13 protein-coding genes and 1 pseudogene are annotated in these 16,749 nt (G+C 57.9%); 1 reads left to right on the top strand and 13 read right to left on the bottom strand.

Annotated features, from left to right (window positions below; translation table 11 throughout):
* Positions 1-7 precede the first annotated feature (7 nt).
* From MHK00_RS08990 to kdpF, 12 genes are all read right to left on the bottom strand, one after another.
* Entirely contained in the window at positions 8-505 is a 498-nt protein-coding gene (locus MHK00_RS08990) for a ferritin (RefSeq protein WP_250409660.1), read from the bottom strand.
* Between the two features lie 285 nt (positions 506-790).
* On the bottom strand, positions 791-2,272 hold the full coding sequence (locus MHK00_RS08985) for a SulP family inorganic anion transporter (protein ID WP_005326357.1): 1,482 nt from the start codon (positions 2,270-2,272) through the stop codon (positions 791-793).
* 21 nt (positions 2,273-2,293) lie between these two features.
* Positions 2,294-2,806 (bottom strand): phosphoribosyltransferase, encoded by a 513-nt coding sequence (locus tag MHK00_RS08980; RefSeq protein WP_005326355.1) that lies wholly within the window; start codon positions 2,804-2,806, stop codon positions 2,294-2,296.
* Positions 2,807-2,879: 73 nt separating this feature from the next.
* On the bottom strand, positions 2,880-4,283 hold the full coding sequence (gene amn, locus MHK00_RS08975) for an AMP nucleosidase (RefSeq protein WP_150851022.1): 1,404 nt from the start codon (positions 4,281-4,283) through the stop codon (positions 2,880-2,882).
* A 233-nt stretch (positions 4,284-4,516) separates the two neighbouring features.
* A complete protein-coding gene (locus MHK00_RS08970; RefSeq protein ID WP_005328255.1) occupies positions 4,517-5,665 on the bottom strand; it encodes an MFS transporter in 1,149 nt (382 codons plus the stop codon).
* Positions 5,658-5,963 carry an ArsR/SmtB family transcription factor gene (locus MHK00_RS12020; RefSeq protein WP_005326349.1) on the bottom strand — a complete coding sequence of 102 codons (306 nt, stop codon included), beginning with the start codon at positions 5,961-5,963 and terminating at the stop codon, positions 5,658-5,660. The genes MHK00_RS08970 and MHK00_RS12020 overlap by 8 nt, the downstream gene beginning before the upstream one ends.
* A 586-nt stretch (positions 5,964-6,549) precedes the next feature.
* The gene (locus MHK00_RS08960) at positions 6,550-7,263 is read right to left on the bottom strand and encodes a response regulator (protein WP_086589005.1); all 714 of its coding nucleotides are present in this window, start codon (positions 7,261-7,263) and stop codon (positions 6,550-6,552) included.
* Complete coding sequence (locus MHK00_RS08955) at positions 7,256-9,850, bottom strand: ATP-binding protein (protein WP_250411420.1); 2,595 nt, start codon at positions 9,848-9,850, stop codon at positions 7,256-7,258. The genes MHK00_RS08960 and MHK00_RS08955 overlap by 8 nt, the downstream gene beginning before the upstream one ends.
* Before the next feature lie 12 nt (positions 9,851-9,862).
* Positions 9,863-10,414 (bottom strand): potassium-transporting ATPase subunit C, encoded by a 552-nt coding sequence (locus MHK00_RS08950; protein WP_200436192.1) that lies wholly within the window; start codon positions 10,412-10,414, stop codon positions 9,863-9,865.
* Positions 10,415-10,431: 17 nt separating this feature from the next.
* Complete coding sequence (gene kdpB, locus MHK00_RS08945) at positions 10,432-12,495, bottom strand: potassium-transporting ATPase subunit KdpB (protein ID WP_250411419.1); 2,064 nt, start codon at positions 12,493-12,495, stop codon at positions 10,432-10,434.
* On the bottom strand, positions 12,492-14,207 hold the full coding sequence (gene kdpA, locus MHK00_RS08940) for a potassium-transporting ATPase subunit KdpA (protein WP_005328265.1): 1,716 nt from the start codon (positions 14,205-14,207) through the stop codon (positions 12,492-12,494). The genes kdpB and kdpA overlap by 4 nt, the downstream gene beginning before the upstream one ends.
* On the bottom strand, positions 14,204-14,299 hold the full coding sequence (kdpF, locus tag MHK00_RS08935) for a K(+)-transporting ATPase subunit F (RefSeq protein WP_005328272.1): 96 nt from the start codon (positions 14,297-14,299) through the stop codon (positions 14,204-14,206). Before kdpF ends, kdpA begins: the two co-directional genes overlap by 4 nt.
* Before the next feature lie 535 nt (positions 14,300-14,834).
* Here kdpF and MHK00_RS08930 point away from each other — a divergent pair.
* The gene (locus tag MHK00_RS08930) at positions 14,835-15,824 is read left to right on the top strand and encodes a lipase family alpha/beta hydrolase (protein ID WP_250411417.1); all 990 of its coding nucleotides are present in this window, start codon (positions 14,835-14,837) and stop codon (positions 15,822-15,824) included.
* Here the strand turns inward: MHK00_RS08930 and MHK00_RS08925 are convergent.
* Positions 15,825-16,747, bottom strand: a pseudogene (locus MHK00_RS08925) (Sir2 family NAD-dependent protein deacetylase).
* Positions 16,748-16,749 lie beyond the last annotated feature (2 nt).

The following is a 16,749-nucleotide window of genomic DNA, read 5'->3' as shown; positions in this document are numbered from 1 at the left end:
CGCGGGCTTAAGCGCCGCCTTCGGTGCGACCAGCCAGGCGCTCATCGATGCGCAGTAGGCCAGAACCATCATTGCCCACCAGCTTGATCTGGTCCAGAATCTCAGAAACGGTAGCCTCTTCTTCCACCTGCTCGCTCAGGAACCAGTCAACGAGCTGGCGGGATTCCAGATCCTGTGCGTCCAGCGCCGCGCGAGCGATGGTGCGGATTTCCTCGGAGACCTTCTGCTCGTGCTCCAGGGAAGCCTGGAAAGCATCCTGCGGGTTAGCAGCCTTCACGGAACCAACCGGGATGTCAGTGAGCTCTACGCGATAACCGCGGGAGAGCAAGTGGTCCGCAATCTTCTCGGCATGCACGCGCTCTTCAGCGGCTTGGCCCATAAACCAATCGCGCATACCCGGGAAGGAGAGGTTGTCCATCTCGAAGGCCAGCTGGGTATAGACCATGGAAGCGCCGTACTCGCTAATGACCTGGTTATTCAGGAGGGTTTGCAGTTTCTCGTCCATTGTAAAAATCTTTCTGTGCAGGGAAATCAATAAGTGCTAAACACTACACTACCGAAGATTCTCCCGTGATCCAGCAAGGCCTACTTAAGTAAACTTGCACGTCATTATGCTTTTTTAGATTGGATAACCTAAGTTAGCCAAGACAAAGCTAGCCATCGCGCGCAGGCAAAGTTCCCCTAAGAACGCGAGGTCATCGCGGATCCTTTGCATTTACGCCAACGCGAACTCAAGGTCAGTTCGGCGCCTACTGCTTGAGCCCTCACACCCCAGTCCATAAATGTGATGTTAGTCACCTAAGCGGCCGCTAAGGTGATTCAGGCGCTGCGCACTAGCTCCCTCCAGGCCACGAAACTCTACTTCGATGCCCCGCTCGGCATATTTCTTCTGCACCGCATCCAGCGTCGCCACCGTAGAGGCATCCCAGACCTCGGCCTCCGTCATATCTACCACTACACGCTGGGTGTCCAGCGTGTAGTCAAAGGCATAGACCAAGTCATTGGAGGAGGCGAAGAACAGCTGGCCACGCACCGCATACTCGGCATCGCCTACTTGCTCTACCTCCACCAGGTGAGCCACGCGGCGGGCAAAGCCAATGGATGCTGTCACCACACCGAGCACCACACCGACCGCCAAGTTATGCGTGGCCAGCGTGCCTACCACCGTTACCAGCATCACCAGCGTTTCTGATAGCGGCATGAGCTTAAGCGTGCGCGGGTGAACTGAATGCCAATCCACCGTAGTTGCGGCCACGATGATCATCACCGCCACCAAGGCGGCCATCGGAATGCGACCGACGGTCTCGCCAAGAAGAAGGCACAGGATAAGGAGGAAGGCGCCCGCGAGGAACGTCGACAAGCGCGTGCGCGCCTGGGATGCCTTCACGCCGATCATGGTCTGGCCAATCATGGCGCACACTCCCATACCGCCGATGGCCGCGGCGAGGATATTGCCCACGCCCTGACCAAAGGACTCGCGCGTTTTATCGGAGTGGGTATCCGTAATATCATCCACCAGCTTGGCCGTTAGCAGCGATTCCATCAGCCCCACCAAGGCCATGCCAAAGGCATAGGGCGCAATCAGCTGCAAGGTATCCAGGTTCCACGGAATATCCGGCACGAAAAGTCCCGGCAGCGAGGTAGGAAGCTCGCCTTGGTCCGCCACATCGGGGACCTGCCACCCGGCCACGACCGCAATGATGCTGACCACCACAATGGTAACGAGCGGGGCGGGAATCACCGTGGTCAGCCGCGGTAGCCCCAACATAATTGCCAAGCCAATGGCCACCAGCACATAGACCATCCACGGCACATCGATAAGGTGCGGCAGCTGCGTGGTAAACATCATGATTCCCAACGCATTCACAAACCCCGTCATCACCGAGCGCGGGATAAAGCGCATGAGCTTGGCGACGCCCACCGCAGCCAAAACTACCTGCATGATTCCTGCCAAGAGCACCGCGGCAACCACGTAGTCATGCCCATGTTCATGCGCGAGCGGTGAGACAACGAGTGCCACCGCGCCGGCCGCCGCGGAAATCATCGCCGGCCGGCCACCGGTAAAGGCAATGGACATTGCCATCACGACGGAGGAAAACAATCCCACCCACGGGTCTAAGCCCGCAAGAATGGAAAAGCTTAAGACCTCTGGGATCAAAGCAAGCGCCACCGCCAGACCGCCAAAGACTTCCTTACGCAGTCGAGCAGGCGAGGAAAATGCATAACGGAAACTGGCGATGACGCCGGTAGGGGCAGGCTGTTCTTTAATCACGCCTGCACATCCTAGTGGACTTTAGGAGCCTTCCTTAAAGGAGCCATCTGCAGTGATTACGGGAAGCACGGACCAGGCGAAGTTGATCCACTGATCGGTCTTCTTCCACGAAAAGTCCGGTTCAAAGATGGTCTTCGGCTTGGTATAAATGACGGCCGAGCGCACCTCGTCTGCGGTTTCCTTCAGCAGATTTACCACGAGATCCAGGGTCTTGCCGGAGTCCGCGACGTCATCTACTACCAGTACCTTCTTGCCCTTTAGCGAATCCGTGTCCAGCTGCGGGGACAAGATGATCGGCTCTTCCAAGGTCTGTCCGATATCGGTGTAGAACTCCACATTGATAGCGCCCATGGCCTTGACACCGATGGCATAACCGATAGCACCGGCTGGGATGAGGCCGCCGCGGGCGACGCCCACGATAAGGTCAGGGAACCAACCAGATTCCACAATCTGTTCCGACAGGTTACGGCTCGCCTCGCCGAAGACCTCCCAGGTGAGGTTTTCCCGGTCCGGGTGGATCCAATTTTCAGTCACGATTGTGTGGCTCCTTTTGCGTCATGGGATTTCTTTGTAGTTTAACGAGCATTGCCTGCCAAAGAAAAGGCACCTACCGGAATGGAACCTCGCCCAAAGTCCGGCGCAGCTTGCGAGTGCGCAGGCGCTCCGGATTTTCGGCTAGATGCTCCATCGCACGCACCGCGCACATTACGTGAGCTTCCTTCGAGTTGGAGTAGAAGGCCTGCGCCTGGGCCGGCAGCTTCGGCACCGCATGCAATGGCAGGTCAGAGACCGAAAGCAGAGTTCCATAAGGAACGCGGTAGCGATAGCCATTGGCCGCGAGCGTGCACGATTCCATATCGACAGCCACCGCGGTGGAGGTACGCAGCCACTCCCACAAATCCCGGTTAGTGCGCCACTCCCAATTGCGATCATCGGTGGAGAGCACCGTGCCTGTTCGCATGAGCGAATTATCGTCGCCGTACACCGCCTTCACCGCAGACTCGAGCATGCGCTGTACCTCCGGAATCGCCGGGATGGGAGAGGTCGCCGCAACCTTTTGGTCCAAGATGTGGTCATTGCGCTGGTAGGCATTGCCCAAAATCAAATCCCCGATGCGCATGCGCCCATCCATGCCAGCGCAGTGGCCGATCATGATCCAGGCCTCCGGCCGCAGCACCGCCAAGCAATCCGTAATGGTCTTGGCATTGGAGGGCCCCACACCGATATTGATCATCGTGATGCCATCACCACCGGCAGTAATCAGATCAAAGCGCGGCATTTGGAAGCGAGAGGTCAAGGTCAGACCATCCACATCGAGGTCCACCGCATCGTTGGGGTGGATGGTCTCGCCATTGGGCAGCACCAAGGCGGTATAGCGCGAGTCTTCCCTGGTCAACTCGCGCAAACCGAATTTCACAAACTCGGTGGTGTGCATCGCGTAGTTAGTAAACAAAATGTATTTTTGCACCGTATCGACCTCGATGCCGGTGTAGTGCTCAATGCGTGCACACGCGATATCAAAGCGCTGGGCGCCAAAATGAAAAAGCGGCTTTTCCGCACCGTGGAAGGCATCCCATTCGCCATCAATGATTGCATCATTGACCTCATCCAGCGTCGGACGCGGAATAGGCCCGCGTTCCTGCGGGGCTTTCCTTGTGTCCTTGATGTACTCCGGTGGAATGCGCTGGTCGGATTGGCCAACAAAGATATCGCACGGATAATTCCCCGCCAGGCGAGTCAGCTGCTCGTGCAGGTAGTCCCGAATGATGTGCGGCTTGGAAACTACCGCCGAGTACTTGCCCGCCTCGTTGACGTAGCCAAACGGCTCGGAACGATCGATGGGCTGCCATTTGCGGATATCCACTGTGACCTTGGGATAAACCACATAGCGATAGTCATCAAGGTTTCCTGATTCCAAAGTCTTGCGCGCAAGCTCGCAGGAATTCTCGTAAATCTCGATCAGGCGGTTTACCGCCTCATCAACGGAGTGGACATGCTGCAGATCGGTCATAAGCGCGAGTGTAGCGGGGACTTCGCAGCGCGGCAGCGGTCCGCGCAGTTCTTTATTCTTTTCCGCGGTAGCTTCAGTGATACCAATACTGACATGATTTACTGCGAGAAAATCAAAGACCTAGGATCAGTCCTTTAAGCTGCTAAGAGTGTCAAAGCAAAGGCCTCAAAGGGAATGCGACGAAGAGCTCGACTATGTCAACTCGGGCATCGTCCCATCAATCCGAAGTATTCCTAATTCACATTGTCCCCAGTATGAGAGCGAGAAGAGGCACTAGCCCCAATACTGCAGACGATTCCTACTAGGACTGCACCTAATGCTCCTAACAGGATTCCCGTGGAGGAGGGCAACAGTAATCCACCCACTGCGGAGCCGACTGCCGAGCCAAGGTAGTTCGCAGATGCATTAGCAGCAACAGCAGTCGCCCCTTCATCAGGGTTTGCACTAAGCATCGAATGCTGCTGCGGTGCCATAGACGACCACCCCAAAAGCCCCCAAGCAAAAAGACACACCACTGCCACCACGTGGCTCGAAGGGAAGAGCAGCAGTAGAGCGAAATCAGTCACGAGTAATGCAATGATAATGACCGTTAGTTTGCGTGAACTATTAACCTTGTCGAGCACCCTCCCAATCCCAAAAGCACCCGCTGCCCCGCCGATACCCCAGACCCAAATACCAGCAATGGTGTCTACCTGCACACGATCAAGCACTACAGGAATATAGGTGTACAACCCCAGCGAACCCACTCCAACAAAGAAAGTAACTAAGATCGTCAGGAAATTATCCACTCGGCCGATGACTCGGAGTCGCTGCCCCAACGAGGAAGAGGGCACAGCTGGTACCACACTCGCTTTGCGCAACGCTAGACCCGCTAACGCCACTATTCCAATGGCCGAGACCAAACCGATGGTAGCCCTCCAGCCTAGCTGTTTAGCTACCCCCAATCCCACCGGTACGCCCACGACAGTTCCCACCGCTAAGCCAGCCAGCACCATTGACAGTGCGCGCCCGCGATACTTTGCTGGGACGGACATCCCCGCTACGGCTGAGGACAACGGCGAATAAATTCCCGCTGCCGCACCTGCGATCAAGCGCGACACGAGAAAAACGCTCACTGTAGGCGAGACTGCAGTCACGACATTCGCCAAAGAAAACACAGCAACAGCTCCAAGCAGACCACTCCGCGGATCTTTGCCTGCCCTACCCGAGAACAGCGGACCAGATATTGCGTACGCGCCGGTGAAGGCGGTAACACCCAAGCCGATCACACTGCCACTTGTACCCAAGTCGTTTGCAATCTGTGATAGCAGTCCAGCGATAACATATGCGTCCAATCCGAGCGCTACACTGCCCAAAACTAACGGCCACAGCTGTTTAAGCATTCGAAATCACCATATCGAGTAAACCAGGGAACCGTTCGTCTAGATCGCCTCTGCGCAAAGAGATAACACAAGTTCGTCCCTGGCTTCTTGTCCACGTCACACCGGCTTCACGCAGCTGCCGAGTGTGGTAGGTCAGGGTAGATCGAGGCAGGTCATCAGCGAGCGTCAAACTATCGTGCTCCTGACCGTCTGCCAGGCGCCTAACCATCTCTAACCGGATGGGATCACTTACCGCAGCCAGAACACGGACGAATTCAAGGTCCTCGGTGGCCGGATGCTCATACTTTCGTGGGCTCATCACAACTCCAATCGTGCAAGAATTCCTGAACGATTGACCACAGTAAGCTACCCGAGAGATTCGTGCAAGATTTCTTGCACGAATTCAGGTGCGCAGATAAAGCCCCACCCAGACAGCGATAAATGAACACCGGAGTCTTGAGGAGCTCTATTTTTAGATACCAAGCTTTCAACCCCAGACGTCTCTAATTCATAACCTTCAACGTTGGCACAATAAATCGAGCCAAGTTTATGAAAGTAGAGAGCCCTATTCCTTCTTCTAACGGTACGTACAACGTAGCTTGATTTAATAGACCCTTCTACCCAAAAATATGCTCGAAAGTTCTTTGGTCAGGAAAGCATGACAGACACCGTCACCTCTTCAGGGAAAAGCAACTAATCTGCAGCACCAGAAATGATTTAGAGAACGAACAATCGCTGGTGACCAGTTGAAATGTTTAGTTCTCACGCACTTGCAGTTGGTTAAATGCGCAGGGCACACCGAAGCCCTCGACGCATAAGCGTTATGGATACCAACTCGCACCCCTCCACTGCACAGAATTGCCACTGCAAGAGTAGTTCCCTGCAGAAAATGGCGTCAGCTACTCCTAGACCCCAGGGGAGGTAACGAAGCGGTATCCCAATCCGGGTTCAGTGAGCAGGTATTGGGGGTTAGATGGATCGGTTTCCAGTTTGCGGCGCAGCTGCGAGGTATAGATGCGCAGGTAGTGGCTTTGTCCTTCGAAACCCGGACCCCAGATTTCTGCGAGGAGGTCTTCTTTGCGCACTAAACCGCCGTGGGCACGCAGCAGCGTCGTAAGCACGCCCCACTCAGTGGGGGTCAGGTGAAGGGGCTTTCCTGCCTTGGTGATGGAGTGTCGAGGGACGTCGATAAGCACATCGCCCGCCCGCACCATCGTGGCTTCCCGCTGGGCAGATGGATGCTGGGGACTGCCATGCCGCAAAGCCACGCGCACACGAGCCAAGAGCTCTTCCATGGAAAAGGGTTTGGTCACATAATCGTCAGCACCGCGATCTAGAGCCGAGGCACTAAATAGGGGATCGGATCGGGCCGTAAGAATCAGAACGGGGATTGCTGACCATCCACGAATCCCATCGAGGACCTCCCGCCCATCCATATCCGGCAGACCCATATCCAAAATCACCACATCGGGCTGATGCTGGGAGACCACCTGCAGACCCTCCGCCCCGGTGCTCGCTGAATACACCTCATACCCACGCGCCTTAAAGTTAATGCTCAAGGTGGTGAGCAAACGCGGATCATCATCCACAATGACAATCGTGGCCTTCTTATCAGTCATGGCTTTTCTCCTCCCGCAGCGGGAAACTCAGGATAAAGGTCGCTCCTGGGGTGGCCTCTACGGTGATAGTACCGGCCATGGCCTCCACAAATCCGCGTACGACGGAGAGGCCTAAACCCACCCCGTTGTCATTGCTAGTATCTCCCAAGCGCTGAAAGGCTTGGAAAAGCTCCCGCTGCTTTTCCGGTGAAATTCCCGGCCCCTCATCGCTCACACTCAGCTCCACGCGCCCATCCCTAACCTGCGCATCAACGTTGACTGGTCCGCTCGGCGCATAGCGCAAAGCGTTATCGAATAGGTTCGCCAGCACGCGTTCCAGCAAAACGCTATCCGCGCAACAGGTGCGGCCACGGAGTCCAGAACCAATATGAATGCGACCAAGTTGGTCCTTGCTATGCCCAAAGGCACAGGAAGCAATAGCCCGATTGGCTACCTCGTATAACTCCACAGTATCCCGGCGTGCAGTTACCGCTCCTGCACTCAAACGCGAGTGATCCAATAGGTTGGTCACGAGCAGCGTGAGTTGATCGATGCTAGCTGCGGTTTCCGCCAGCAGTATTTCTTGATCCTCTGGACTGAATTCGATTTCGGAATTCCGCAAAGAGGACACAGCCAGCTTGGCCGTTGCTAAGGGCGTGCGCAGATCGTGGCTCACGCTCGATAGCAGTGCACGACGCAATTCATCAGCGGCAGCAATGGCATCGGCACGTGCGGCTTCAGCCGAAAGCTTGTCGCGGCGCACTATGCCGGCTAAGTAACCTGCCACAACCGCCACCAAAGCACGGTCGCGGGCGGATAACGCTGGGCCTTCCATCACAATCTGGACCGTAGTGTCCTCGCTGGAGACCAACGTTTCTACCTCACGTTTATGAGTCTTTGCGGGGATATGCAGGTGTCTACTTTGCCGGGGCGAGGCCGCCGAAGCGTGCCAGGTAGAGAGTATGTCCCCGGAGGCGTCAAGAAGCACGGCCTTATGGCAGCCGAAGGTCTCTCCTACCTTGCGAAGCACTGCGTCGATGGGAGATACGTCCGCACGGCGGTTGAGGGCTGCGCGGGAAAAGACCGTCAAGAGCTCAGCATCGCGCGTGGCAATGGACGCATTATGGTGCTCTATTTTGGTGCGCCGCACTTGTAGGCCCACGGCCAGGGCAATGGCTACCATGACCACGAGGATGACAGCGTTAGCCGGCTCAGCAATATCGAAGGTGTACAGGGGCTCGGTAAAGAACCAATTGACCGCCAAGCCCGAGGCAAACGCAGTAATTACCGCCGGCCACAGGCCAGCGAGCATGCTCACGAGGAGGATCAGCGCAAAGTAAAAAGCAGAACACGTGCCTGTTCCCAATGCCGAGCCGTCGATGCCTTGCAACAGTGCGGTCAAGGCGATGAAAGCGACAGCCGCGCCCACCCAAGACACCGCCCGGCGCGGAAGGGAATGCAATGGTCGCAGCAGTGGTGAAAGAGGCGAGGGCTTATCGGACGGAAGATTAACAATGTGACAATCAATCTTGCCTGAATCCCGCAACACGGCCTCAGCAACGGTGCCGCGCCAGTGCAGGCCTAAGCGACGCCGTGGTGAAACCCCCAGGACCAACTGGGTGGCGTTGACGCTGCGGGCAAAATTAAGCAGCGCTTCTGGCACCGAGTCACCGGTGACCTGATGCAAACGGGCACCCACGTCCTGAGCCAAGGATTGTAGTTTGGACAGTTGTTGAGCGGAACCTGCAACAGAAGATTCACCGGAAGAAAAGGAGTCCCCAAAAATTACGTGGACGACATGTAGCTCGGCTGAGGATTTGGATGCGATGCGGCGCCCGCGGCGAATGAGCAGTTCTGCGTGCGCGACGTTCTGAATGGCCACAACCACCCGTTCCCGCGCTTCCCAGGTATCAGTAATGTCTTGTTCAGAGCGGTAGGACGCGAGAGCCTCATCAACCTGGTCCGCCAACCACAACAGGGCAAGCTCCCGCAGTGCAGTCAGATTGCCCACCCTAAAATAATTATTCAAAGCAGGGGCAATGCGCGCTTCTTTATAGACTTGGCCATCACTCAAGCGGGTGCGCAAGAGCTGCGGGGATACATCCACCAATTCGATCTCGTTCGCCGCACGCACGACCTCGTCCGGCACCGTCTCCTGCGGGGAAATACCGGTGATCTGCTTTATTACGTCATTGAGGCTTTCAAGGTGCTGGATGTTCAGGGTAGAAATCACATCGATTCCTGCGGCTAGGATTTCCTCTACGTCTTCCCAGCGCTTAGCGTGTTCCTCACCGCGCGGATTGGAATGGGCAAATTCATCGACCAGAACGGTTTCCGGCTGGCGCGAGATGATGGCTGCAGTATCGAGTTCTCCGGTAGATAGCCCGGCGGCGTAGCGCCGCGGGATGGTCTCAAGGCCATCACACAGCGCCCGAGTGAATTCGCGCCCATGATCTTCCACGATGCCAATGACCACATCGCGGCCGGCCAGCACAAGGCCGTGCGCCTCGTTGAGCATTGCACAGGTCTTACCAGACCCAGGCGCCGCGCCGAGGTAGATCTTCAAAGCGCCACGCTTGGTGCGCGCCGGAACTTTCTTGTCGTTCATATGGCACTCATCTTATGAGCAGGACGGTGGAATGGGCAGTGCTCGGTTGAGAGTAGTGACGTTGACTGCGTCTTCGCCCAGGAACCCGAGGCTGGCATGCTCTGTGTTGTCTTCGATGAGGCTTCGCACTTCTTCGGTGCTCATCCCCTGCTCTCGTGCGACACGCGGAGCCTGTAGTTCAGCGTACGCAGGGCTAATGCCAGAATCGACACCAGAGCCGGAACCGGTTACCGCATCGGTGGGCACATCTTCTGGGGCGGCGCCTTCGCGCTTGGCGATGTCCCCGCGCCGCTCCTGCACGGCTTTTTCTAGCTCGGAGCTGCTAGCGCCGTAATTGCTCATGCCTTCGGAACGGGGGAAGAAGTACGGGCCTTCGGTCTGGCCATCTTGAAGCTGGGTCGAACCAGCTAGGCACTCACCTTGGTAAATGAGGTTGCCCTCGGCGGAGTCCGGCTTGATGCGGGAGATTCCCCACACGGCAGCGGGATAGATCATTCCTAGTGCGACAACGCACAATAGTACGGCTACGAATCCAGCGGCGAGGTTACGAAAATAGACACGCATTTTTGGTCCTTCTTTTTCTATATACCTGGAAGCAGGTTGACTACCTGGTCAATGAGCCAGATGCCTAGGAATGGGGTGATCACGCCGCCCAGTCCCCAAATGCCCAGGTTACGGCGGAGCAGGGACGAGGCAGAGGCCGGCTTATAGGCCACGCCCTTGAGCGCCAATGGGATAAGAGCAACGATGATGAGCGCATTGAATACCACTGCAGACACAATGGCGGATTGCGGCGAGTGCAGGTGCATCACGTTGAGGCGCTCAAGGTGCGGAAGCTGGGTAGAAAACAGGGCCGGCAAGATGGCGAAGTACTTCGCTAAGTCATTGGCCAAAGAGAAGGTGGTAAGCGCCCCACGGGTGATGAGCAACTGCTTGCCAATGCGCACGACATCGATAAGCTTGGTCGGATCAGAATCCAAGTCCACCATGTTGGCGGCTTCCTTCGCTGCAGAGGTACCAGTATTCATGGCCACACCCACGTCCGCCTGCGCCAGCGCCGGCGCATCGTTGGTACCGTCACCGGTCATAGCGACCATGCGGCCGTGCGCCTGCTCCTCGCGGATCCTGGCCAGCTTGTCTTCTGGGGTGGCCTCCGCGATGTAATCATCGACGCCTGCCTCTTGAGCAATGGCCGCTGCCGTCAACGGGTTATCGCCGGTCACCATGATGGTTTTGATGCCCATCTGGCGCAGTTCGGCGAAGCGCTCCGCCATGCCCGGCTTGACGACGTCACTGAGCTGCACCACCGCAATAACCCTGCGGGTGCCGTCGGATTCTTCCACAGCAACGGGCAGCGGGGTTCCACCACCTTCAGCAATCTGGGTCACGGAGTCTTCAATTTCTTGCGGCCAGTGGCCACCCGCCTCGGTTACCCACCGGCGTACAGCATCGCCGGCGCCTTTACGCAGCTTTCGGCCTCTGAGGTCAAGCCCAGACATGCGGGTAGAAGCGCTAAATGGAATGACCTCAGCGGTCTTTTCTTCCTCTCCTGCTGCGGTAGAAAGGTGGTAGTTTTCAGTCAACCACGACACGATGGAGCGCCCCTCCGGGGTCTCATCGGCAACCGAAGCAACGCGGGCTATCTCCGCAGCTTCCTGCTCATCGACACCGCGCGCAACGATAAGCCCGGTGGCCTGCCGGTTGCCATAGGTGATGGTGCCGGTTTTATCCATGAGTAGGGTCGCTACGTCGCCCGCCGCCTCTACCGCGCGTCCGGACGTAGCCAGAACATTGTGGTGCACTAGCCGGTTCATTCCCGCGATTCCCACCGCCGACAGCAGGGCAGCGATGGTGGTTGGGATGAGGCAGACCAACAGGGCCACCAGCGAGAGCGGAGAGAGCTCCGCGCCGGTAAACAACCCCATTGGGGCCAGTGCGGTAACCGCAATGAGGAAGAGGATAGTCAAGGTAGACAGGAGGATGCTCAGCGCTATCTCATTCGGGGTCTTGCGTCGCTCCGCCCCCTCCACCAAGGCAATCATCGTATCGACGAAGGTTGCTCCCGGCTCCGAGGTGATCTGTACCAAGATGGAATCAGACAGGACCACGGTTCCGCCGGTTACAGCACAGCGATCGCCACCGGCCTCGCGAACCACGGGAGCAGACTCGCCGGTAATGGCAGATTCATCGACGGTTGCCGCGCCTTCAATGACGTCGCCGTCACCCGGGATAGTTTCTCCGGCCTCCACGCGCACGATAGCGCCCTTGGTGAGCTCAGAAGCGGCAATGACCTCGATGCCGCCATCGGTAACCAGGTTAGCGGTGGCGTCATCACGCACGGCGCGCAAGCTATCCGCTTGGGCTTTACCGCGGCCTTCGGCATATGCCTCAGCAAACGCCGCGAACGCAATGGTAAACCACAACCATACGGTTACCACCCAGCCATAAACGCTGGGGCTAAAGATGGACCACAGGGTAGTCAGCGCGGCACCTACCCACACCACGAACATGACGGGGTTGCGGGCTTGGGCGAGTGGGGACATCTTGTGCGGCAACGACTTTAACGCTGCCGCAGCCAACCCACTGTTTTTGGTGGCAGGGCGCTGAGGAGTGCGTTGCTCAGTGGTCATAGTTGGTGTTGTCATGAGAGTGCCTCCGAAATGGGACCCAAGGTAAGAACGGGGAAGAAGGTAAGGGCGGCGACCAACACAATGACGCCGATGGTAAGCAGCGCGAAGGTCACGCCGGACGTCGGCAAGCTGCCGGCGGTAGTGGCCTGCCGGCGTTGACCGGCTAGGCTGCCCGCCAAGTACAGGGTGAAAACGATGGGTAGAAAGCGGCCCAACAGCATGGCGATACCGAGGGTGACTTGCCACCAGGGCTCGGTTACCGTCAGGCCCGCGAAGGCCGAGCCGTTATTATTCGACGCCGAGGTAAAGGCATAGAGCACCTCGGAGAGACCGTGCGCGTTATCCGGGGTTCCCGGCGCGCCGAAGTTGGTCGCGGAAAGCTCCACCAGCTTGCGCTGAGCCACCGATGCCCCCACGCCTACCAGGACGAGGACCGGCATGGTGAGGATGTACAGGCTCACCGCGGAGATTTCCTTGCGGCCGACCTTATTGCCCATGAACTCCGGTGTGCGCCCAACGAGCAGGCCGCCGATAAAGACGGCGAGGATTGCCACCATCAGCAGACCGTAGAGGCCAGTGCCCACGCCGCCCGGTGCAATTTCGCCCAGGAGCATATTGAGGATCAACAAGCCGCCACCCAATGGTGAATAGCTATCGTGCATCGAATCGACCGCACCGGTAGAAGTGCCCGTGGTAGACACCGCAAAGAGTGCGGAAGCGTCAATACCTAGGCGCTGTTCGATGCCCTCCAAGTTGCCGCCCGCGGCTTGGGCTGCCGCACCGGTGGTAGTGTGCTGCGCCCATACCACCAAAGCAACCATTACGGTCCAAATGCCGCCGATGACGCCAAGCAGGGTCCATGCATGCTTTTGGGATTTCAGCATTACTCCGTAGGCACGGATAAAGCAGAAAGAGATAACCAGCAAAGAAAAGATTTCCACGAGGTTGGTAAAACCAGTGGGGTTCTCAAAAGGGTGCGCCGAGTTGGCGCCGAAGATGCCACCACCATTGGTTCCCAGCAGTTTAATTGCCTCCTGGCTAGCTACCGGAGCGCGCGGAATATCCACGCCCGCGGAGCTCACCAGGTTGGACCCGAAGGTTTGCATGGTTCCGCCCAAGATGAGGACGAAGGAAATCAATAGAGAAAGCGGCAAAAGAATGCGCACCAAACCGCGGGTGAGGTCAACCCAGAAATTTCCGATGAGGTGCTGTCCGCTCTCAGAGCCCAGCTTGTCACGGCTATATCCCAAGTGACCGATACCGCGAATGAGCGCAACCGCCACACACATGCCAACAGCCGCGGAGGCGAAGTTCTGAACGGTCAGGCCAAGCATCTGCGCACCATTGCTCAGGGTTTCTTCGCCCGAATAGGACTGCCAGTTGGTATTGGACACGAATGACGCCGCGGTATTAAACGCCATCCACGGTTCCACCGCTGCGGAGCGGGAATTGCCAAAGCTAGGCAAAACGGTTTGTAGGCGCTGCACCGCGTAAAGAACGAGTACGGATGCCAAGCTGAAACCAAGCAATGCACGGCTGTAATTCTTGCTGTTATGCCCGCGGTTTGGGTCAACGCGCAGGACCTTATACACCGCACGCTCTATCGCCCAGTCCTTGTCAGAGGTGTAGCTGCGTGCGATCCAATTGCCCAAAGGAACATATGCCGCCGCGAGCAAGACAACGAGGGCGAGGAACTGCGGTAACACCGCCCCAATGCCGGCGATCATGCGAAACGCTCCGGATCAACTAAGGAAATGATGAGGTAGGTCACCAAGGCCACAACAATGACGAGGCCAATGACCGCTGTAATGGTGTTCATGGTTATGCATCACCGTCCAGAAGCTCGTTGAGGACGGAGGGACAGCCAACCGTCAGGATGGCTATCAGGATTGCCACGATGTCTAACATGTGGGAAACCCCCTTGTGCGAGTGAAACTTTCCTGTGCCTGACAGATATGCCTGCCAGGTGCCGGTACCAAGGCAGCACCTGCTACGCACAAACGTTAGGACCACACCCCCGCTGCCCTAGGCAATCTTTGCGCTATCTTTACGCCTCTCGCTCGCAATTTTTATATTTCCTTTACACCCCTTGTGCGCCACCTTTTCTTCAGGCCGGGAACCGCCCTTTATCCACAACGAAGGCCCGCCGACAGCACATCGGCGGGCCTTCTCCCCATGACTAATCTCTCGGTACCCAAGGAGGGAATGGAGCGCACCCTCCTGCAGGCACCGCCCGTGATTAGGCAAGCCTAAGTTTATAAACCTTTCGTAGGATGGTCAAGGGTTTGCCCATAAATTTCTTCACCCCTGATAAAAACACAGTTAACCTGCAATAACGAGTACAATCCGGAACCATGGCTGAGTTGAAATCCACCATTTCCGAGCAACTCCGCAAATTCTGGCGTGCCAATGAGAAGGAATTGACCGATTCCCCGCGTCGCGGCATCGCCTCCCCTGCCGAAGCCACAGCACTACGCGAGGAGGTCGCGGCCGAGATTGCGGACCTCATCAAAGCCCAGAAGATCAAGACCAGCCCCGGCGATACCGCCCTCGACGCCGATGCCGCCGCTACCCTTCCCCTTGGTGCCCGCATTAAGCCGCGCGGCGTCTTTGAAGATGACTGGAGCGCGCGTCCCACCGCACAGCGCCCCTGGCCAGTCATCCTCATCCACGGCACCTGCGATACCAAAGGCGTATGGCAGCTCCTAGGCAATGAACTGCGCCAGGACGGCTGGGCCGTCTTCGCCCCCGATTATGGGCACCGCGCTACCCAGCCCCTCGCGGAATCCGCGAAGGAGCTTGGCGCCTATATTGATGTCGTGCGCGCAGTCACCGGCGCGGACAAGGTCATCCTCATCGGCCACTCGCAGGGCGGGCTGCTTGCCCGCTATTGGATGCGAATGATTGGCGGCGCCGAAAACGTCCTGCACCTGATGTGCATCAGCGCGCCGAACCACGGCACCACCTATGGTGGCATCGTCAGCCGCCTCATTCGCACCCCGCGCCAAGAAGCGGTAATGCGCTCCGTCATCGATGGTTGGTTCGGGCCGGCGGGCATGGACCAGGTCGTCGGCAGTGAGGCGCTGCGCGAAACCAACCGGGACGGCGATCTGGAATCCGGCGTGAGCTATACCTGCATTGCCACCCGGTCTGATGCCGTCGTGGTCCCACCCGAGACCTGCTTCCTCGACCCCCGCGGCGTCGCAGAGGGCACGGTCCGCAATATTTATGTCCAAGACTTCGACCGCCTCGCGATGGTCATGCATGAGGATATGCCGATGGATAAGCGCGTCCGTGCAATCGTGCGCACCATTTTGGAACTGGTGGAAAGCATCCCGCGCTAGTTATAGCCCCAGCTCATCGAGCAGCGCATCGAAGGCGGGACCTACCTGCGTGCGCCACAGCGTATCCACCTTCTGATCGCCCCGGCCGGGCCCGCCATTGATGACGGCCACGCGCTTGCCCTGCTTCTTTGCCTCCAGCACAAAGCGGTATCCGCTCATAACCGCCAGCGAGGAGCCAGCAACCATCAGCGAGCGGGCCTGGCCTAGCACGGCAAAAGCGGCATCGCGGCGCTCGGGCGGCACGGGCTCACCAAAGTAGACCACGTCCGGCTTCAATAATGCAGAACCACAGCGCTCGCACCCTGCCATGCGGAACGCAGCCACGTCAGCTTCATCAAGCGTCACGTCACCGTCCGGGTTCACTTGGTCCGCCTCCACGACGAGGCGCTCCAAGTACCCCGGATTTGCTGCGGCCAAGCGCGCATCGAAGTGCGGCCGCGCCTCCCGCTGCCCACACATTAAGCACACGACGGTTTCCATGTCGCCATGCAGTGCCACCAAGTTCGCGGTTCCCGCCTGTTTATGCAGGCCATCCACGTTTTGCGTGACCACGCCATTGACCAGCCCGGCGCGCTCCAGTTCCACGAGCGCATAGTGCGTGCGATTCGGCACCGCGGAATCCATGACCCGCCACCCCACAAAGCTGCGGGCCCAATACCTATGGCTTGCGGCCGGGTCGTGGCGAAATTCCTGATAGGTCATCGGCCGGTGCCTACTGAGCGAGCCGCGCGGCCCCCGATAGTCCGGCACGCCCGAGTCCGTAGACACCCCTGCCCCGGTTAGCACCATCACTGGGCCCTCGCGCAGCTGCTTTACGACGTCCCTAAGGCCTTCCCTTCCTCCGTATGCGGCGCCGATTCTTCGACCACTCGCGCGATCGAGCGCAGCGCAGACTGGTGGGCAAGGGAGACGGCTGGATCCATGC

Origin of the sequence: Corynebacterium tuberculostearicum (assembly GCF_022347385.1) — a bacterium.
Taxonomy (GTDB): domain Bacteria; phylum Actinomycetota; class Actinomycetes; order Mycobacteriales; family Mycobacteriaceae; genus Corynebacterium; species Corynebacterium tuberculostearicum_M.
The sequence above is the reverse complement of the archived record's forward strand: the minus strand, read 5'-3'. Positions and strand labels throughout refer to the sequence as shown.

Excerpts from the sequence above, each read along its gene's own strand:
- MHK00_RS08990 (WP_250409660.1), bottom strand. The coding sequence starts at position 505 with ATGGACGAGAAACTGCAAACCCTCCTGAATAACCAGGTCATTAGCGAG.
- amn (WP_150851022.1), bottom strand. The coding sequence starts at position 4,283 with ATGACCGATCTGCAGCATGTCCACTCCGTTGATGAGGCGGTAAACCGC.
- MHK00_RS08970 (WP_005328255.1), bottom strand. The coding sequence starts at position 5,665 with ATGCTTAAACAGCTGTGGCCGTTAGTTTTGGGCAGTGTAGCGCTCGGA.
- MHK00_RS12020 (WP_005326349.1), bottom strand. The coding sequence starts at position 5,963 with ATGAGCCCACGAAAGTATGAGCATCCGGCCACCGAGGACCTTGAATTC.
- MHK00_RS08960 (WP_086589005.1), bottom strand. The coding sequence starts at position 7,263 with ATGACTGATAAGAAGGCCACGATTGTCATTGTGGATGATGATCCGCGT.
- MHK00_RS08955 (WP_250411420.1), bottom strand. The coding sequence starts at position 9,850 with ATGAACGACAAGAAAGTTCCGGCGCGCACCAAGCGTGGCGCTTTGAAG.
- MHK00_RS08950 (WP_200436192.1), bottom strand. The coding sequence starts at position 10,414 with ATGCGTGTCTATTTTCGTAACCTCGCCGCTGGATTCGTAGCCGTACTA.
- kdpB (WP_250411419.1), bottom strand. The coding sequence starts at position 12,495 with ATGACAACACCAACTATGACCACTGAGCAACGCACTCCTCAGCGCCCT.
- kdpA (WP_005328265.1), bottom strand. The coding sequence starts at position 14,207 with ATGATCGCCGGCATTGGGGCGGTGTTACCGCAGTTCCTCGCCCTCGTT.
- kdpF (WP_005328272.1), bottom strand. The coding sequence starts at position 14,299 with ATGAACACCATTACAGCGGTCATTGGCCTCGTCATTGTTGTGGCCTTG.
- MHK00_RS08930 (WP_250411417.1), top strand. The coding sequence starts at position 14,835 with ATGGCTGAGTTGAAATCCACCATTTCCGAGCAACTCCGCAAATTCTGG.